Origin of the sequence: Streptomyces sp. V4I8 (assembly GCF_041261225.1) — a bacterium.
Taxonomy (GTDB): domain Bacteria; phylum Actinomycetota; class Actinomycetes; order Streptomycetales; family Streptomycetaceae; genus Streptomyces.
On sequence record NZ_JBGCCN010000001.1, the window covers coordinates 2920002 to 2937457 of the forward strand.

A 17456-nucleotide genomic window follows, 5' to 3' on the forward strand; every position below is an offset into this window, starting at 1 on the left:
AGTCTATGCCTCGCCACTGACACCCGGGCCGCTCCCCCGCGTACCTTCATGCGGAGAACGCGGGCACTCCCTCGCACGTTCGTACGTTGCCAAGAGGGAGGTTCCCGCCCCACACGTCATGCACCACCTGCACCAGGAGGCACCCAGCGATGTCGGTCCCCCAGCTCAACGACGAGCAGCGCGGCGACGAGATCCTCGCCGTCTTCGACACCGCCTTCGGCGAGCTCCTGGCCGCCGACCCGGCCGCGTTCCGCGTGAAGTTCCGGAAGATGGCGGCCTCGGCCTTCGCGTTCTACCGCGGCACGGCGTGCCTCTTCTACCACGACCTCACCGCGAACACCGGTTTCGGCTCCAAGCGGGGCGGCCCTTACCTCGACGAGCGCACCTCGCGCGTGTGGATCCACGGCGATCTGCACGCGGAGAACTTCGGCACGTACATGGACGCCAACGGCCGGCTGATCTTCAACGTCAACGACTTCGACGAGGCGTACGTCGGCCCCTTCACCTGGGACCTCCAGCGCTTCTCCGCCTCCATCGCCCTCATCGGGTACGCCAAGGCCCTCGGCGACGAGCAGATCACCGAGCTGGTGCGGATCTACGCGGGCGCCTACCGCGAGCGCGTGCACGCCCTGGCGACCGGCGCCAAGAGCGACGAGGTGCCGCCCTTCACCCTGGACACCGCCCAGGGCCCGCTGCTGGACGCGCTGCGCGACGCCCGCGCGCTGACCCGCTTCGGGCTGCTGGAGTCGATGACCGAGATCCGCGACTTCGAGCGCCGCTTCGCCGGGGGCGGCGGCTCCATCGAGCTGGACGCGGCCACCCGCTACAAGGTGCTCGCGGCCTTCGACGGCTATCTGGAGACACTGCCGGACGCCTCGTTGGCCCGCCCGGACTCGTACCGGGTGAAGGACGTGGTCGGCCGCCGCGGCATCGGCATCGGATCGGCCGGACTGCCGTCGTACAACATCCTCCTGGAGGGCCACAGCGACGCCCTGGAGAACGACGTCGTGATCTACATCAAGCAGGCCCAGACCCCGGCCGTCTCCCGGCACATCACCGACCCCACGATCCGCGACTACTTCCAGCACGAGGGCCACCGCACGGTGATCTCCCAGCGGGCCCTGCAGGCGCACGCCGACCCGTGGCTGGGCTGGACCGAGCTGGACGGCGCGGGTCAGCTGGTCGCCGAGGTCTCGCCGTACGCGGTGGACCTGGACTGGGGCGACATCGACGACCCGGAGGAGATCGCGGCGGTCGTCGCCGACCTCGGGCGGGCCACGGCCACGATGCACGCGGCGGCGGACGACACCTCCGGCGAGTCCCTGGTGCCGTTCTCCACCGAGCGGGCCATCGACGCGGCGATCGCAGCCGACGAGGAGGGCTTCGCCGAACTCCTGGTCGACTTCGCGCACGGCTACGGCGCCCGCGCGCGTGCCGACCACCGGATCTTCGTGGACCTGTTCCGCAACGGCCGGATTCCGGGTCTGTGACGGAAAGGTCGCTCACCGGCTTTCCCAGGCCACTCACCGGCACCCTTTAGGGGTCTCTTACAGGACCACGTGACACACTCTCCTCCGCCATGGACATATCCGGGACTCCGCTACGAGCCGTACGCGCGGCGCTGTTCACGTCACTCGTCGTGACGCTCAGCACCGCGTCGCACGTGCTGCTGTCGCGGGCACCCCTGCCGTTGAACACGGTGGCCCTGCTCGCGGCCGCCGTGTTCGTCCTGGTGTATGCCCTGGCCGGCCGCGAGCGGAGCTTCGGGCGGATCGCCGCCCTGCTGATCCCGCTGGAACTGGCCGCCGACACGATCCTCACCACCGGGCAGCACGTCTGCTACGGCAAGGCGGGCGGGCCGGTCGCCGGTCCGCTGGCCTCGGTCGGCTGGGACGTGCTGTGCGGCGACGGCACCCGGGTCGGCACCCCGCTGGCCCAGGTCACCGGCACCGACCCCGCCAAGCTCGGCGGTCTCCTCGCCCACGCCGACCCGGCCACCGCCTGGCTGCTGCTCGGGGCGCACGTCGGCGTCGGCCTGGTCGCCGCCGCCTGGCTGCGGCGCGGCGAGCGGGCACTGGACCAGCTGCTGCGGGCCGTGGCCGCGACGACGTTCCGCCCGCTGCTGCTGGCGGTCGCCGCGGTGAAGGTGCGCCGGACCCAGCCGGAGCGTCGCCTGCCGCGCCCCGCCCGTCGTACGGCCGCGGCCCGCAGCCTCCTCCTCGCGCACTCCCTGGGACGGCGTGGACCGCCGTGCTCGCCCGCCTTCGCGTGAACAGCCACTGATCACGCGCGCACAGCTCGTCGAGCACCACCAGTCCCGAAACGTATCCCGCACACACAGGTGTGCGTGTCCCCATGGAGATCACCAACATGAGCAAGCGGAACAGCCAGGCGTCGAAGTCGGCGGCCCGGGAGCGGCTGCGCATCGAGCGTGAGCGCGAGGCCAAGCGGGCCAAGGTCAGGCGGCAGATCATCGTCGCCTGCTCGGTCGTCGGCGTCCTGGCGGCGGCCGGCGGCATCGGCTACGCGGTCGTCCAGGCCAACAAGCCCAGCCACTGGGAGGCGATGACGGACGCCAAGGTCGTCGCGCCGGCCAACACCTCCGGCACGAACGGCACGACCGTCGTCATCGGCAAGGACAGCGCCAAGAAGACCCTCAAGGTCTACGAGGACCCGCGCTGCCCCATCTGCGCCTCGTTCGAGCAGGCTGCCGGTGCGACCGTCGACAAGGACGTCGAGGCCGGCAAGTACAAGCTCCAGTTCGTCGGCGGCACGTTCCTCGACGGCGACCAGATGAAGGACAACGAGATCGGCGCCCGCGGTGAGGGCTCCAAGAACGCCATGAGCGCCATGGGCGCCGCGCTGAACGTGAGCCCGGAGGCGTTCCTCGAGTACAAGACCGCGCTGTACTCGGCGAAGTACCACCCCGAGGAGTCGGAGGACAAGTTCGGGGACGACGACTACCTGATCGAGATCGCGGACTCCGTCCCCGCCCTGAAGAACAACACCAAGTTCCAGAACGCGGTGAAGAAGGGCACCTACGACGCCTGGGCGCTGGCCATGTCGAAGGCCTTCGACACCAACAAGGACGGCGTGACGGGCACCCCGAGCTTCGTCATGGACGGCAAGCAGCTCAAGACCTCCAACCCCAACGTCGGGTGGACGGCGGCCGAGTTCACCAAGGCGGTGGACGCGGCCCTCAAGGGCTGACGCCCCCGGAAGTCGGCCTTCGGGCGAAGGGCGGGCGAACTTTCACCGGTTCGCCCGCTCTCGTTCATACCGATCAGTAACCTGATCGCTCGTGACCAATCGACGCAGATCATCCGAGCGACTCAACTCCCTTGCCCCTCGCCGCCGTACGGTCGTCAAGGCCGCGGCGGCGACGGCTGTCCTGGCCGGCCCGCTCGCCGCCGCGCTGCCCGCCCGCGCCGCCGACGCGGCCCCCGCCTTCCTGCACGGCGTCGCCTCCGGCGACCCGCTGCCCGACGGCGTCCTGCTGTGGACGCGGGTGACACCGATACCCGAGGCGACGCCCGGCTCCGGGCTCGGTCCGAACACCGAGGTCAGCTGGATCGTCGCCCGGGACAAGGCGCTGACGAACATCGTCACCAAGGGCTCGACCACCGCGACCGCCGCCTCCGACCACACCGTCAAGGCGGACATACGCGGCCTGGAACCGGCCACCGACTACTGGTTCCGCTTCTCGGCCGGCGGCACGGACTCCCCGGTGGCGCGTACCCGCACCGCGCCGGCGGCGACCGCGTCCGTCGCGGGCCTCCGCTTCGGCGTCGTCTCCTGCGCCAACTGGGAGGGCGGCTACTTCTCCTCGTACCGCCATCTCGCGGCCCGCGGCGACCTGGACGCCTGGCTCCACCTCGGCGACTACATCTACGAGTACGGCACCGGCGAGTACGGGACGCGTGACACCGTCGTACGGCAGACCGCGCCCACCCACGAGATCCTCACCCTCGCCGACTACCGCATCCGGCACGGCAAGTACAAGACGGACCGGGATCTGCAGGCCCTGCACGCCACGGCCCCGGTCATCGCGATCTGGGACGACCACGAGATCGCCAACGACGCCTGGTCGGGCGGCGCCGAGAACCACACCGAGGGCGCCGAGGGCACCTGGGCCGCGCGCCGGGACGCCGCCAAGCAGGCCTACTTCGAGTGGATGCCGGTGCGCCCGGCGATCGCCGGCACCACCTACCGCCGGCTGCGGTTCGGCAAGCTCGCCGACCTCTCCCTGCTCGACCTGCGCTCCTTCCGCTCGCAGCAGGTCAAGGTGGGCAACGGCGAGGTCGACGACCCGGACCGTACGCTCACCGGGCGCGCCCAACTGGACTGGCTGAAGGCGGGGCTGAAGTCCTCCGACACCACCTGGCGGCTGGTCGGCAACTCGGTGATGATCTCGCCGTTCGCGATCGGCTCCCTCACCACGGACCTGCTGAAGCCGCTGGCCAAGCTGATGGCCCTGCCGCAGGAAGGTCTCGCCCTCAACCCCGACCAGTGGGACGGCTACATGGACGACCGCCGGGAACTCCTCGCCCACCTGCGCTCGAACGCGATCCGCAACACGGTGTTCCTGACCGGTGACATCCACATGGCGTGGGCCAACGACGTCCCGGTGGACGCCGGCATGTACCCGCTGTCCGCCTCCGCCGCCACGGAGTTCGTCGTCACGTCCGTCACCTCCGACAACCTCGACGACATCGTGAAGGTCCCCGAGGGCACGGTCTCCGCGATCGCCTCGCCGATCATCAGGGCCGCCAACCGGCACGTCCACTGGGTCGACACCGACCGCCACGGCTACGGCGTCCTGGACATCACGGCCGAGCGCGCGCAGATGGACTACTACGTTCTGTCCGACAAGACGAAGCAGGACGCGACCGCCGCCTGGACGCGGTCCTACCGCACCCGCAGCGGGACGCAGAAGGTCGAGCGGACCTACGACCCGGTCTGACGGCTCCTGGAAGGGTTCTGGACGGCGTCCTGGCTAGAGGGTTTCGAGGAAGCCGAGCGCCACTCGCCAGGTGGCCTCGGCGGCCTCCTCGTCGTAGTCCGGCAGGTCCGGGTCGGTGTAGAGGTGGCCCGCCCCGGCGTATCTGTACACCTCGACGTCGGCGCCCGCCCTGCCCATCTGCAGATACCAGGCACTCAGCCAGTCGTCCGTCTCGAACGGATCCGGCTCGGCGACATGCAGCTGCACCGGCAGCTCGTCCACCGAGGCGTTCACCGCGATGTCCGACGTGCCGTGCAGGAGCAGCAGCCCGCGCGCCTTCTCGTCGCCGAGGGCGAGGGTCTGGGCGACGGAGGCACCGAGCGAGAAACCGGCGTACACCAGGCCTCGTTCCGAGTAGGGCGCGGCAGCCAGTACGGCCCGCTTCAGCAGCTCGCCCTTGCCGATCGCGTCGTTGAACTCCATGCCCTCCTCGACCGTCTCGAACGTCCGCCCCTCGAAGAGGTCCGGCGTCCACACCTCGTGTCCGGCGGCGCGCAGCCGGTCCGCGGCCTGGCGCACCGCGGGCCTGAGGCCATAGGTCGAGTGAAAGAGGATGATGTTCATGAGGCCATGGTGCCAGCCGGGTACGACAACGCCGTGACCACCGCCTCACCGGCGCACATGTTCATGACCCCCCTCGGCTGGTTACCTTCGACGGCATGGAGAACATACTCCGCCCGCTGATCGTGATCGGCGGCTCGGTCCTGCTCACCCTGGTCATCGGGTGGGCCACCGACCGTCTGATGCGCAAGGCCGACGAACGGCACAGTGAGACCCCGCTGTGGGGTCAGCTGCGCCGCGCCCGCATTCCCTACCAGCTCGTGCTGTGCGCAGCCCTGCTCAGAGGGTCGTACCACGAGGCGGAGCTGCTGCCGGAGCACCGAGTCGCCGTCGGCCGGGTGCTGACGCTGGTGCTGATCGGGGCGGCGGCCTGGCTGGCGATCCGTATCGCGGCGGCGGTCGTGGAGACCACGTACAGCCGCTACGCCCGCGTCCACCGCGACCCGGCCCGGGTCCGGCGGGTGCGCACCCAGGTGACGTTGATCATGCGCGTGGTGGCGGCGGTCGTCGGTGTGGTGGCCGTGGCGGCGATGCTGCTGACGTTCCCGGCCATGCGCGCGGCCGGCGCCTCACTGCTGGCCTCGGCCGGCATTCTCGGCATCGTCGCCGGTGTCGCTGCCCAGTCCACGCTGAGCAACATGTTCGCCGGGTTCCAGATCGCCTTCGGCGACATGGTGCGCCTGGGGGACACGGTCGTCGTGGACGGCGAGTGGGGCACCGTCGAGGAGATCACCCTGACGTTCCTGACGGTGCGTACCTGGGACGAGCGGCGGATCACGATGCCTGTGTCGTACTTCACCGCGAAGGCCTTCGAGAACTGGTCGCGCGGCGGCGCCCAGATGACCGGCACCGTCTTCCTCCACGTCGACCACTCGGCGCCGATGGAGAAGATGCGCGAACGGCTGCGCGACATCCTGCGCGCGTGCCCGGCGTGGGACGGCCGCGACTACGGTCTGGTCGTCACGGACTCGACGCCGAGCACCATGGAGGTGCGGGCGCTGGTGACGGCGAAGGACGCGGACGACCTGTGGACGGTACGGGTCGCGGTGCGCGAGCAGCTGATCCGCTGGCTGGCCGACGAGCACCCGTACGCGCTGCCGCGCGTCAACGCGACGGACGCGGCCCTGCCGCCCGGCTTCCCCGTGCCTGGCGCCGTCCCCGGCCGTATACCGGCCCGCCGCACCCACCAGCACGACCACCAGCCACCACAACGCCCGGACCGCCTCTGATCGGGGCACGGCACCGCCCCGTGAACGGCGCGGCAGCGCCGTAAGGGGCGCGGGGCCGTGGTCGATGTGCGGCTACCGCCGCGCGGGCGCGACCAGCCACAACGGCGCCGCAGACAACCGGCGACCTGTCGCGGCCCTCTCGCGACACGCTCAGTGACCGCGCTCGGCCCCGCCGTTGACCTGGATGATCTGTGAGGTGATGTGCCCGGCGGCGTGGGACGCCAGCCAGTGCAGGGTGGCGGCCACGTCCCCGGGCGTGGCCGCCCGCCCGGTCGAGGTCTCCGCGACGAGCCGCTCGCGCCGCTCCTCGTCCATCGCGTCGCCGAAGAACTCGGTGTCCTCGACATACCCGGGCGCGACCACGTTGACGGTGATCCCGCGCGGCCCCAACTGCCGGGCCAGATCATGGGCGTACGGATGCAGCGCGGCCTTGGACGCCGCGTACGCCACGCTGCCGGACCCCCGGAAGGCGGCGATGGAGCTCAGGAACAGCACCCGCCCGCCGGGGTCGGCGAGCCGGTCCTTCAGGGCCTCGGTGAGCAGTGCCGCGGTCAGGGTGTTGAGGCCGAAGTTGAGCGTCCAGCTGTGCAGGACGACGTCGAGGGGCTCGTCGCTGTCCACCTTGGGCTCCAGATGCCCGGCGCCCCCGGCGCTGTGGATCAGTACGTCCACGGTGCCGAACTCCGACGCCACGAACCGCTCCACGCCCCGCACGGCGCGCGTCCTGCTCAGGTCGGCCGCATAGGTGAGGGCCCCGGGCACCCCGGCCTGCTCCAGCACCTCGGCGCGCCGCCCGAGCAGCAGCACCTGATCCCCGTCCGCCGCGAAGAGCTGCGCCGTCGCGAGCCCGATTCCCGTACCGCCACCACTGATCACCACGTTGCGAGCCATGATCAGAGCGTACGAAGTCAGGGTCGTCGGCGGCGGGATCACCGCAGGCTGCGCACGTCCAAATGCCGCAGCACCCGGTCGACCACCTCCGGATCGGCCCCCGGCTCGCTGCGTGCCGCCAGCACCTCGTGCCGTGCCGCGCTCAGCAGTTCGTTCTGGATCCGCCGCACCCGCTTCAGCCGCCGCACCCGGTGCTGATGCGCCTCCCTGCGCTCCTCCTCGCCCATGTCCGGGCTGATCCGCACCCCGATCTCGAACGCCCTTCGCAGCATCTGCTCGGACAGCTCCTCGGGCAGGTCCTCGACCTCCTCGATCTCCTTCAGCCGCCGCTTCGCCGCCCGCGCCGCGCGCACCGCCAGCTGCTTCTCGAACTCCTTCTCCCGCTCGCTGTCGGCCCGCACCCCGAGCCGTTTCACCAGCCACGGCAGGGTCAGCCCCTGGAGCACCAGCGTCGCCATGATCACGCCGAACGCGATGAAGATGATCTCGTCCCGGTCGGGGAACGGGGCGCCCGAGTCGGTCTCCAGCGGAACGGCGAGCGCCAGCGCCACCGAGGCGACGCCACGCATCCCCGACCACCACATCACGACGGTCTCACGCCAGCTCGTCGGGATCTCCTCGTCCAGGTCCCGCTTCGCGTGCAGCCGCTTGGTGAGCCAGGTGGCCGGCAGCAACCACATCAGCCGCACCAGTACGACGACCCCGACCACCGCGGCCGCCCAGCCGAGCATCTCGCCCCACCGCCCGGACGCCGTCCGCACCGCGTTGTGCAGTTCGAGCCCGATCAGCCCGAAGGCGACGCCGGTGACCAGCGTGTCGACGATGTCCCAGAAGGTGTGTCCGGCGAGCCGTGTCATCACGTCGTCGGCGTCGGTGGCGTACTCGGCGAGAAACAGGGCGGTGATGAGCACGGCGAGCACGCCGGAGCCGTGGAGTTCCTCGGCCATCACATAGGAGGCGTACGGCACGAGCAGCGAGAGCCCGATCTGCAGGGTCGGATCCCCCAGCAGATCCATCAGCTTGTTGGCGCCCCATCCGAGAGCGAGCCCGACGGCCAGCGCCACCACCGCGGAGAGCACCAGATCGAGGCCGGCCTGCCACGGCGAGAACGTGCCGCTCACGGCGGCCGCGATCGCCACGTGGTACAGCACGATGGCCGTCACGTCGTTGAAGAGGCCCTCGCCCTCCAGGATGGACACCAGGCGCCGCGGCAGCCCGAGTTGCCCGGCGACGGCGGTCGCCGCGACCGGATCGGGCGGCGCGACCAGCGCGCCCAGCGCCACGGCGGCGGCGAGCGGCAGCCCCGGCACGATCGCGTGGGCGACCGCGGCCACGCACACCGTCGTGACGAACACCAGCGCCACGGCCAGCAGGAAGATGGGCCGCACATTCGCCGCGAACTGCCGCCACGAGGTCCGTCGTACGGCGGCGTAGAGCAGGGGCGGCAGCAGCAGGGGCAGGATGAGATCCGGCGGAACCTCGACGTTCGGCACGAACTCGAGCAGCGCGAGAACGATCCCGAGCAGCGTCATCAGCACCGGCGCCGGCAACCCGAGCCGGTCCCCCACCGGGACACTCACCACGGCCCCGAGCAACAGCACGAACAACAGGGCCAACTGATCCACGGTCAGCGCTCCGGGAGGGTCGACGTCCACACAACAGACTTCAAGCCTGCCACGTCGGCCTTTTCCGCAGCTCTTACGGGCCCTGGGCTACAGGGCGCGCCGCATCGCCCGGTGCGGTATCCCCGCGTCCGGGAACTCCGGGCCGTACGCCACGTACCCCAGCCGCTCGTAGAACCCCAGAGCATGCGTCTGCGCGTGCAGGTCCACGGCCGCGAGCCCACGCGCGCGTGCCGCGTCCTCGATGGCCCGCACCAGGGCCACCCCGACGCCGAGGCCACGCGCCGCCTGCGTCACGGCGAGGCGCCCCAGCGAGCCCACCGAGAGATCCCCGCCGACCTTCGCCGCGGCCGCCTCCCCGTACAGCAGCCGCCCGGTCCCGAGCGGCGTCCCGTCCTCCCGGACGGCCAGCACATGCACGGCCCCGGAGTCATAGGCGTCGTACTCGATCTCCTGCGGGACGCCCTGCTCGACGACGAAGACCTCCTTGCGCACCGCGAAGCACGCCTCGCGGTCGGCGGGGTCCTCGGCGACCCGCACCGCGTACGGAGTGGACGGCGACGGCAGACTCACGCGTACGTCTCCTCACGGACCTGGTCCAGGGCCTTCTGCAGGTCGGCCGGGTAGTCGCTCTCGAACTCGGCCCACTGCCCGTCCCCCGGGTGCTCGAAGCCGAGCCGCACGGCGTGCAGCCACTGCCGCGTGAGCCGGAGCCGCTTGGCGAGCGTCGGGTCGGCGCCGTAGGTCAGGTCGCCCACGCAGGGGTGCCGGTGCGCGGCCATGTGGACACGGATCTGGTGGGTGCGGCCGGTCTCCAGCTTCACGTCGAGCAGGGAGGCCGCGCGGAACGCCTCGATCAGGTCGTAGTGCGTGATCGAGGGCTTGCCCTCGGCCGTGACCGCCCACTTGTAGTCGTGGTGGGGGTGGCGGCCGATGGGCGCGTCGATGGTGCCGCTGGTCGGGTCGGGGTGGCCCTGGACCAGGGTGTGGTACCGCTTGTCGACCGTGCGCTCCTTGAACTGGCGCTTGAGCGACGTGTACGCGTACTCGGACTTGGCGACCACCATCAGCCCGGACGTGCCCACGTCGAGCCGGTGCACGATGCCCTGGCGCTCGGCGGCACCCGACGTCGAGATCCGGTACCCGGCGGCGGCGAGACCACCGATGACCGTCGGTCCGCTCCAGCCCGGCGAAGGATGCGCGGCGACCCCGACCGGCTTCACGATCACGACCACGTCATCGTCGTCGTGCACGATCTCCATGCCCTCGACCGGCTCGGCGACGACCTGCACCGGCGCGGGCGCCTGCGGCATCTCCACCTCGAGCCAGGCGCCGCCGTGCACCCGCTCCGACTTGCCGACCACCGACCCGTCGACCGTGACCTTCCCCGCGGCGGCGAGCTCGGCCGCCTTGGTCCGGGAGAAGCCGAACATGCGAGAGATGGCGGCGTCGACGCGCTCGCCCTCCAGGCCGTCGGGCACGGGCAGGGTACGGATCTCGGGAATCGTGCTCACCCGACGAGTATGCCGGACGGGTCGGACACTCCCGTACGGAGCCTGTGGACAACCCCGGCCGGGCCCTTGCGCGCCGCCTCTTGCCGCCTCAGTCCTTGCCGCCTCAGTCCTTGTGGACGGTCCCGTCCGGATCCAGCCCCCTGAACGACAGCAGCACGATCAGGATGCCGCCGCACACGATCGCCGAGTCGGCCAGGTTGAACACGGCGAAGTGCTTGGGCGCGATGAAGTCCACGACCGCGCCCTCGAAGACGCCCGGCGAACGGAAGATCCGGTCGGTGAGGTTGCCGAGGGCGCCGCCGAGCAGCAGGCCGAGCGCGATCGCCCAGGGCAGGCTGTAGAGCTTGCGGGCGAGCCGGGCGATCACCACGATCACGGCCGCCGCGATCACCGTGAAGATCACGGTGAAGGCCTCGCCGAAGCCGAAGGCCGCGCCCGCGTTGCGGATCGCCTCGAACTTCAGCCAGTCACCGATGATCTCGATCGGCGGGTGGTGCTCCAGCTTGGCGACCACGATCATCTTGCTGACCAGGTCGAGGGCGTACGCGAACGCGGCGACGCCGAACAGCACGGCGATCCGGCGCCTGCCCCGGGGCCGCTCGGCCGCGGAGTCCTTCGCGTGCTCGTCGGCCTGCTCCGGCTCGGCTCCCGCCGCCTCGGGGGTATCCGGCGTACCGATGATGCGCTCCGCCTCTGCCACGTGAGTCCCTCAACCTAGGTACCTGACTGAGGACGAGAGTACGACACGTCCGACGGCACCCGCCTACCGGTCAGTACCGGCGCTCCTGCTTCTGCTTGCACTCGACGCACAGGGTCGCGCGCGGGAAGGCCTGCATGCGCGCCTTGCCGATCGGGTTGCCGCAGTTCTCGCACAGGCCGTACGTGCCCGCGTCGAGCCGCTCCAGGGCGCGCTCGGTCTGGGTGAGCATCTCGCGCGCGTTGGCGGCGAGCGCCAGCTCGTGCTCGCGCGTGATGTTCTTGGCGCCGGTGTCCGCCTGATCGTCGCCGGCGCCGTCCCCGGAGTCCCGCATCAGGCCGACGAGGGACTGCTCGGACGACGTGAGCTCGTCGCGCAGCCGCATCACCTCGCCCATCAGCTCGGCTCGTGCCTCCTCCACCTCCTCCGGGGTCCAGGGGTCCTCACCGGGGCGCACCGCGAGCTCACCCGGCTCCACCGCGGCGATGCGTGCCTTGGGAACGGCGGTCTGGGCCGCCGTGGCCGTGCCAGGAGTCTTCTTCGCAACCACCGTCGTGGCTCCCGTCTGCTCCGCGGCCTGCGCCGCGCCCGCCTTCTTGGCCCTGCCCTTGCCGCCCACACTCTTCCCGGCCGCCCGCTCCGCAACCGCCCTTTTCCCGGCCGCCCCCACGCTCTCCTCGCCCCCGGCCTCCTTGCCCGCGCTCACCTCGGCGACGCTTTCCTTGACCGCGCTCACCTCGGCGGCGCTCTCCTTGCCCGCGCTCACCTCGGCGGCGCTTTCCTTGACCGCGCTCTTCTCGACCCCGGCCTCCTTGCCCGCGCTCTTCTCGACCCCGGCCTCCTTGCCCGCGCTCTTCTCGGCCACGCTCTCCCTGACCGCACGGTCCTTGGCCGCACGCTTCCCGGCCGCACCCTCCTTAGCCGCACGCTCCTCGACCGCACGCTCCTTGACCGCATGCTTCCCGGCGGCACCCTCCTTGACCGCACGCTTCCCGGCAGCGCCCGCCGTGGCCGCACGCTCCTCGACCGCGCTCTCCTCGACCGCGCTCTCCTCGACCGCGCTCCTCTTGGAGGTGCTCTTCCTCCCCACGCCGCTCTCCTCGACGCCCCCTTGCCCACCGGCCCCCTTCCGCCGAGAAGCCTTCTGACCAGCAGCGGTCTTCCCGGCGGCCACCTTCACGGCCGCCTTCTTGGCAGCCCTTTCCTCGGCTGCGCCCTTCTTGGCGGCGCCCCCCTTGGCCACGGCCTTCCTGGCCGCCGCCGCCACCTTTGCCGCGCCCCTCTCTGCCACCGCCTTCTCAGCCGACACCTCTTCGGCAGCCGTTTCCTTGGCCGCCTTGCCTCTGCCGACGCTCTTCTTGGCCACCGTCTTCTTCCCGGCGGTCTTCTCGCCGGCACCCTTCCCCCCTGCGGCCGTGTCGCCGGCACCCACCCCCGCTGGGGTCGTCTCCGCAGCCCCCTCCCCCTCCCCCGCTGCCGCCCTTTCGCCGACGCCCTTCTTCGCTACCGCCTTCTCGTCGGCGCCCTTCCTGACGGCGGTCTTCGATACGGCCGCCTTCGTACCGCCGGCCTCAGGAACCGCCGTCGCACCGCCCACCTCGGGCGCCGCAGCCTTGCCGCCCGCCTTGCGGGCTGCCGTCCGACCGGCCACCTTCTTCGTGGCGCCTTCCGGCGCCGCCTTCCTCAAGGCGTCCCCCGACGCCGCCTCCGCCGCCTTCCTCATGGCGCCCTCCGGCTCCACGTCCGCCGCCTTCGCCCCCCGCCCCTTCGCAGTCGACGCCGCATGCGACACCGCCCCGCCCCCGACAGCCCCCCGCACCGCCTTCACCGACTTCCCGTCCCGCGCCCCCGCGGTACCCCCCTGCGCGCTCTTCTTCCCACCCACGTCCTTGGCCGCACCGCCGGAGGCACGCGCACTGCCAGAAGCACCCACACCCTCGGAGACGCCCGCACCGCCGGAAGCACCCCCACCGCCGGAGGCACTCGCATGGGTGGATCTGCTCGACGCCGACTGCTGTACGGCGGTCTTCTTCGCCACCATGCCGCGGCCCCTTCACATATTGTGATCTTGCTCGCGAATCGTGCTGGGACGATAAATCGACTTGAGTCCCGCGGCAACGGGGCACACCGCCCGATTCGCCCGCCTCGCGCATGCAGCGCGGGAGACCTGCAACCGTTGTGCCCAGCTCCCCGCCGGGTATGCAATCGAGCCGGACGTCCCAGAATCCGAACACGCGTACCGCTCCATTCGGGTCACCCCGGCCGGTTCGACACGGCCACCCCCAGGCGCCGGAAAACCGGTCGGCCGCTGTCCGCCGCTGTCCTCGCGGCGCCGTACACTGGGCGGAGCGAAAAGCTTGGATGGGGACGAGTAGCGACGTACGCAGCCCAGAGCGACCCGGGGACAGTGGAAGCCCGGGGGCGAGCGCGACGTGAAGATCACCCCGGAGCCGCCGGAAGAAAGCCGCAGCCGAGGCGCAGCGGCGAGTAGAACCGGCTCGCGACCCCAATGAGGGGGCTCACCGACGCACACCCCGCGTCGGAGGGCCAAGGAGGGTGGTACCGCGGGAGCGCGCCGAAACCGGCGTACGGAAAGACACGGCTCTCGTCCCTCCGGACGGAAGGCAGCAAGTCCGCCGGAGGAAGCTCGCTGATGACAACGCCGACGTACCGCCAGGTACCCGCCCAGGTCGACCTGCCCGCCCTCGAGCACGCCGTGCTCGACTTCTGGCGCGAGCAGAAGATCTTCGCCAAGAGCCTGGAGCAGTCCGAGGGCCGCCCCGAGTGGGTGTTCTACGAGGGCCCGCCCACCGCCAACGGCATGCCTGGCGCCCACCACATCGAGGCCCGCGTCTTCAAGGACGTCTTCCCCCGCTTCCGCACCATGCGCGGCTACCACGTGGCCCGCAAGGCCGGCTGGGACTGCCACGGCCTCCCGGTCGAGCTGACCGTCGAGAAGGAGCTCGGCTTCAGCGGCAAGAAGGACATCGAGGCGTTCGGCATCGCCGACTTCAACGCCAAGTGCCGCGAGTCCGTGCTGCGCCACACCGACGCCTTCGAAGCGCTCACGAACCGCATGGGCTACTGGGTCGACCTGAACGACGCCTACGTCACGATGGAACCCGAGTACATCGAGTCCGTCTGGTGGTCGCTCAAGGAGATCTTCAACAAGGGCCTGCTGGTCCAGGACCACCGCGTCGCCCCCTGGTGCCCCCGCTGCGGCACCGGCCTGTCCGACCACGAGCTGGCGCAGGGCTACGAGACGGTCGTCGACCCCTCGGTGTACGTCCGTTTCCCCCTCACCTCCGGTCCGCTCGCCGGCGAGGCCGCGCTCCTGGTGTGGACGACCACGCCCTGGACCCTCGTCTCCAACACCGCCGTCGCCGCGCACCCCGAGGTCACCTACGTCGTCGCGACGAACGGCGAGGAGAAGCTCGTCGTCGCCGAACCGCTCGTCGCCAAGGCCCTCGGCGAGGGCTGGGAGACCACCGGCCAGACCTTCACCGGCGCCGAGATGGAGCGCTGGACGTACCAGCGCCCCTTCGAGCTGGTCGAGTTCCCGGCGCCCGCCCACTACGTGGTCAACGCCGAGTACGTCACGACCGAGGACGGTACGGGTCTGGTCCACCAGTCCCCCGCCTTCGGTGAGGACGACCTCAAGGTCTGCCGCGCGTACGACCTCCCCGTCGTCAACCCCGTCCGCCCGGACGGCACCTTCGAAGACGACGTCCCCCTGGTGGGCGGCATCTTCTTCAAGAAGGCGGACGAAAAGCTCACCGAGGACCTCCAGCAGCGCGGCCGGCTCTTCAAGCACATCCCGTACGAGCACAGCTACCCGCACTGCTGGCGCTGCCACACCGCGCTGCTCTACTACGCGCAGCCGTCCTGGTACATCCGCACCACCGCCGTCAAGGACCGCCTCCTCCAGGAGAACGAGAAGACCAACTGGTTCCCGGAGACGGTGAAGCACGGCCGCTTCGGCGACTGGCTGCAGAACAACATCGACTGGGCGCTGTCCCGCAACCGCTACTGGGGCACCCCGTTGCCGATCTGGCGCTGCGAGGACGACCACCTCACCTGCGTCGGCTCCCGCGCGGAGCTGTCCGAGCTGACGGGCACCGACCAGTCCGGGCTGGACCCGCACCGCCCGTACATCGACGACGTCACCTTCGCCTGCCCCCAGTGCGAGAAGACGGCCACGCGCGTGCCCGAGGTCATCGACGCCTGGTACGACTCGGGCTCGATGCCGTTCGCGCAGTGGGGCTACCCGCACAAGAACAAGGAGATCTTCGAGAGCCGCTACCCGGCGCAGTTCATCAGCGAGGCCATCGACCAGACCCGCGGCTGGTTCTACACGCTGATGGCGGTCGGCACGCTCGTCTTCGACAAGTCGTCGTACGAGAACGTCGTCTGCCTCGGCCACATCCTGGCCGAGGACGGCCGCAAGATGTCCAAGCACCTGGGCAACACCCTGGACCCGATCCCGCTGATGGACCGGCACGGCGCCGACGCGGTGCGCTGGTTCATGGCGGCCGGCGGCTCCCCGTGGGCGGCACGCCGCGTGGGCCACGGCACGATCCAGGAGGTCGTCCGCAAGACGCTCCTCACGTACTGGAACACGGTCGCCTTCCAGGCCCTGTACGCCCGTACGTCGGACTGGGCGCCGTCCGCGGCCGACCCGGCCCCGGCCGACCGCCCGGTCCTGGACCGCTGGCTGCTGTCCGAGCTGCACGCGCTGACCGACCAGGTGACCCAGTCCCTGGAGGCGTACGACACCCAGCGCGCCGGCAAGCTGCTCTCGGCCTTCGTCGACGACCTCTCCAACTGGTACGTCCGCCGCTCGCGCCGCCGCTTCTGGCAGGGCGACAAGGCGGCGCTGCGCACCCTGCACGAGGTCGTCGAGACGGTCACGAAGCTGATGGCCCCGCTGACCCCGTTCATCACCGAGCGGGTCTGGCAGGAGCTGATCGTGCCGGTCACCCCGGACGCGCCGGAGTCGGTGCACCTGGCGTCCTGGCCGGAGGCGGACCTGTCGGCGATCGACCCAGAGCTGTCGAAGCAGATGGTCCTGGTCCGTCGGCTGGTCGAGCTGGGCCGTGCCACGCGCGCGGAGTCGGGCGTGAAGACGCGCCAGCCGCTGCAGCGCGCGCTGGTGGCCGCGACCGGCTTCGAGGCGCTCAACCCCGAGCTGCACACGCAGATCACGGAGGAGCTGAACGTCGAGTCCCTGGCGTCCCTGTCCGAGGTCGGCGGCAGCCTGGTGGACACCACCGCCAAGGCCAACTTCCGCGCCCTGGGCAAGCGTTTCGGCAAGCGCGTCCAGGATGTGGCGAAGGCCATCGCGAACGCGGACGCGGCGGCGCTGTCCCTGGCCCTGCGCCAGGGCACGGCGTCGGTGGAGGTCGACGACGAGACCGTCAGCCTCGCTCCGGACGAGGTGATCATCACGGAGACCCCGCGCGAGGGCTGGTCGGTGGCGTCCGACTCGGGCGCGACGGTCGCCCTGGACCTGGAGATCACGGAGGAGCTGCGCCGCGCCGGCCTGGCCCGTGACGCGATCCGCCTGATCCAGGAGGCCCGTAAGAACAGCGGGCTCGACGTGGCCGACCGGATCGCCCTGCGCTGGACGGCGACGGACGCGGCGACCATCGCGGCGCTGGGCGAGCACGCCGAGCTCATCGCCGACGAGGTCCTCGCCACGGACTTCGCCCAGGGCGAGGCGGACGACACCTACGGCGAGCCGTTCACGGACGAGGGCCTGACCCTGACGTTCCGCCTGCGCAAGGCGTAGCGAGGCTCGGCCGGACATCCGAAGGCCCGGGACCGCCAAAGAATCTTGGTGGTCCCGGGCCTTCGGCGTTGTGTACGTCGGACACGGCACCCAACCCCCGAACAAACGCCGCAAACTCCGTGAACACGCGTAGCAAAAGGGCGGGGCCC

General features: G+C 70.9%; 13 protein-coding genes. 6 read left to right on the top strand and 7 right to left on the bottom strand.

Annotated elements, in window-relative coordinates:
* The first annotated feature begins 149 nt into the window (after positions 1-149).
* From ABIE67_RS13275 to ABIE67_RS13290, 4 genes are all read left to right on the top strand, one after another.
* Positions 150-1490 carry a DUF2252 domain-containing protein gene (locus ABIE67_RS13275; RefSeq protein WP_370256691.1) on the top strand — a complete coding sequence of 447 codons (1341 nt, stop codon included), beginning with the start codon at positions 150-152 and terminating at the stop codon, positions 1488-1490.
* An 89-nt stretch (positions 1491-1579) separates the two neighbouring features.
* Positions 1580-2272: a hypothetical protein gene (locus tag ABIE67_RS13280; protein WP_370256692.1), complete on the top strand. Its 693-nt coding sequence runs from the start codon at positions 1580-1582 to the stop codon at positions 2270-2272.
* A gap of 98 nt (positions 2273-2370) precedes the next feature.
* Positions 2371-3210: a thioredoxin domain-containing protein gene (locus ABIE67_RS13285; protein WP_370268540.1), complete on the top strand. Its 840-nt coding sequence runs from the start codon at positions 2371-2373 to the stop codon at positions 3208-3210.
* Between the two features lie 91 nt (positions 3211-3301).
* The gene (locus ABIE67_RS13290; RefSeq protein WP_370256693.1) at positions 3302-4963 is read left to right on the top strand and encodes an alkaline phosphatase; all 1662 of its coding nucleotides are present in this window, start codon (positions 3302-3304) and stop codon (positions 4961-4963) included.
* Positions 4964-4996: 33 nt separating this feature from the next.
* Here ABIE67_RS13290 and ABIE67_RS13295 read toward each other — a convergent pair whose 3' ends face one another.
* Positions 4997-5566: a dienelactone hydrolase family protein gene (locus tag ABIE67_RS13295; protein ID WP_370256694.1), complete on the bottom strand. Its 570-nt coding sequence runs from the start codon at positions 5564-5566 to the stop codon at positions 4997-4999.
* Positions 5567-5661: 95 nt separating this feature from the next.
* Between ABIE67_RS13295 and ABIE67_RS13300 the strand changes: the two genes are divergently transcribed.
* Positions 5662-6792 (top strand): mechanosensitive ion channel family protein, encoded by a 1131-nt coding sequence (locus ABIE67_RS13300; RefSeq protein WP_370256695.1) that lies wholly within the window; start codon positions 5662-5664, stop codon positions 6790-6792.
* Between the two features lie 150 nt (positions 6793-6942).
* Here the strand turns inward: ABIE67_RS13300 and ABIE67_RS13305 are convergent, their stop codons facing one another.
* The 6 genes from ABIE67_RS13305 to ABIE67_RS13330 all read right to left on the bottom strand — a co-directional run bounded on the left by ABIE67_RS13305 (position 6943) and on the right by ABIE67_RS13330 (position 13557).
* Positions 6943-7683, bottom strand: a complete 741-nt coding sequence (locus ABIE67_RS13305) for an SDR family NAD(P)-dependent oxidoreductase (RefSeq protein WP_370256696.1) — start codon at positions 7681-7683, stop codon at positions 6943-6945.
* A gap of 38 nt (positions 7684-7721) precedes the next feature.
* Positions 7722-9308: a Na+/H+ antiporter gene (locus ABIE67_RS13310; protein ID WP_370268544.1), complete on the bottom strand. Its 1587-nt coding sequence runs from the start codon at positions 9306-9308 to the stop codon at positions 7722-7724.
* An 87-nt stretch (positions 9309-9395) separates the two neighbouring features.
* Positions 9396-9878, bottom strand: a complete 483-nt coding sequence (locus ABIE67_RS13315) for a GNAT family N-acetyltransferase (protein WP_370256697.1) — start codon at positions 9876-9878, stop codon at positions 9396-9398.
* Positions 9875-10819: an RluA family pseudouridine synthase gene (locus ABIE67_RS13320; RefSeq protein ID WP_370256698.1), complete on the bottom strand. Its 945-nt coding sequence runs from the start codon at positions 10817-10819 to the stop codon at positions 9875-9877. The genes ABIE67_RS13315 and ABIE67_RS13320 overlap by 4 nt, the downstream gene beginning before the upstream one ends.
* A gap of 103 nt (positions 10820-10922) precedes the next feature.
* Entirely contained in the window at positions 10923-11519 is a 597-nt protein-coding gene (gene lspA / locus ABIE67_RS13325) for a signal peptidase II (RefSeq protein ID WP_370256699.1), read from the bottom strand.
* Between the two features lie 70 nt (positions 11520-11589).
* Positions 11590-13557: a TraR/DksA C4-type zinc finger protein gene (locus ABIE67_RS13330; protein ID WP_370256700.1), complete on the bottom strand. Its 1968-nt coding sequence runs from the start codon at positions 13555-13557 to the stop codon at positions 11590-11592.
* Between the two features lie 612 nt (positions 13558-14169).
* On the opposite strand from ABIE67_RS13330, the gene ileS reads away from it, so the two are divergent.
* On the top strand, positions 14170-17307 hold the full coding sequence (ileS, locus tag ABIE67_RS13335; RefSeq protein ID WP_370256701.1) for an isoleucine--tRNA ligase: 3138 nt from the start codon (positions 14170-14172) through the stop codon (positions 17305-17307).
* The last annotated feature ends 149 nt before the right edge of the window (positions 17308-17456 follow it).

Coding starts and splice junctions, on each gene's coding strand:
- ABIE67_RS13275 (WP_370256691.1), top strand. CDS start 150: ATGTCGGTCCCCCAGCTCAACGACGAGCAGCGCGGCGACGAGATCCTC.
- ABIE67_RS13280 (WP_370256692.1), top strand. CDS start 1,580: ATGGACATATCCGGGACTCCGCTACGAGCCGTACGCGCGGCGCTGTTC.
- ABIE67_RS13285 (WP_370268540.1), top strand. CDS start 2,371: ATGAGCAAGCGGAACAGCCAGGCGTCGAAGTCGGCGGCCCGGGAGCGG.
- ABIE67_RS13295 (WP_370256694.1), bottom strand. CDS start 5,566: ATGAACATCATCCTCTTTCACTCGACCTATGGCCTCAGGCCCGCGGTG.
- ABIE67_RS13300 (WP_370256695.1), top strand. CDS start 5,662: ATGGAGAACATACTCCGCCCGCTGATCGTGATCGGCGGCTCGGTCCTG.
- ABIE67_RS13305 (WP_370256696.1), bottom strand. CDS start 7,683: ATGGCTCGCAACGTGGTGATCAGTGGTGGCGGTACGGGAATCGGGCTC.
- ABIE67_RS13330 (WP_370256700.1), bottom strand. CDS start 13,557: ATGGTGGCGAAGAAGACCGCCGTACAGCAGTCGGCGTCGAGCAGATCC.
- ileS (WP_370256701.1), top strand. CDS start 14,170: ATGACAACGCCGACGTACCGCCAGGTACCCGCCCAGGTCGACCTGCCC.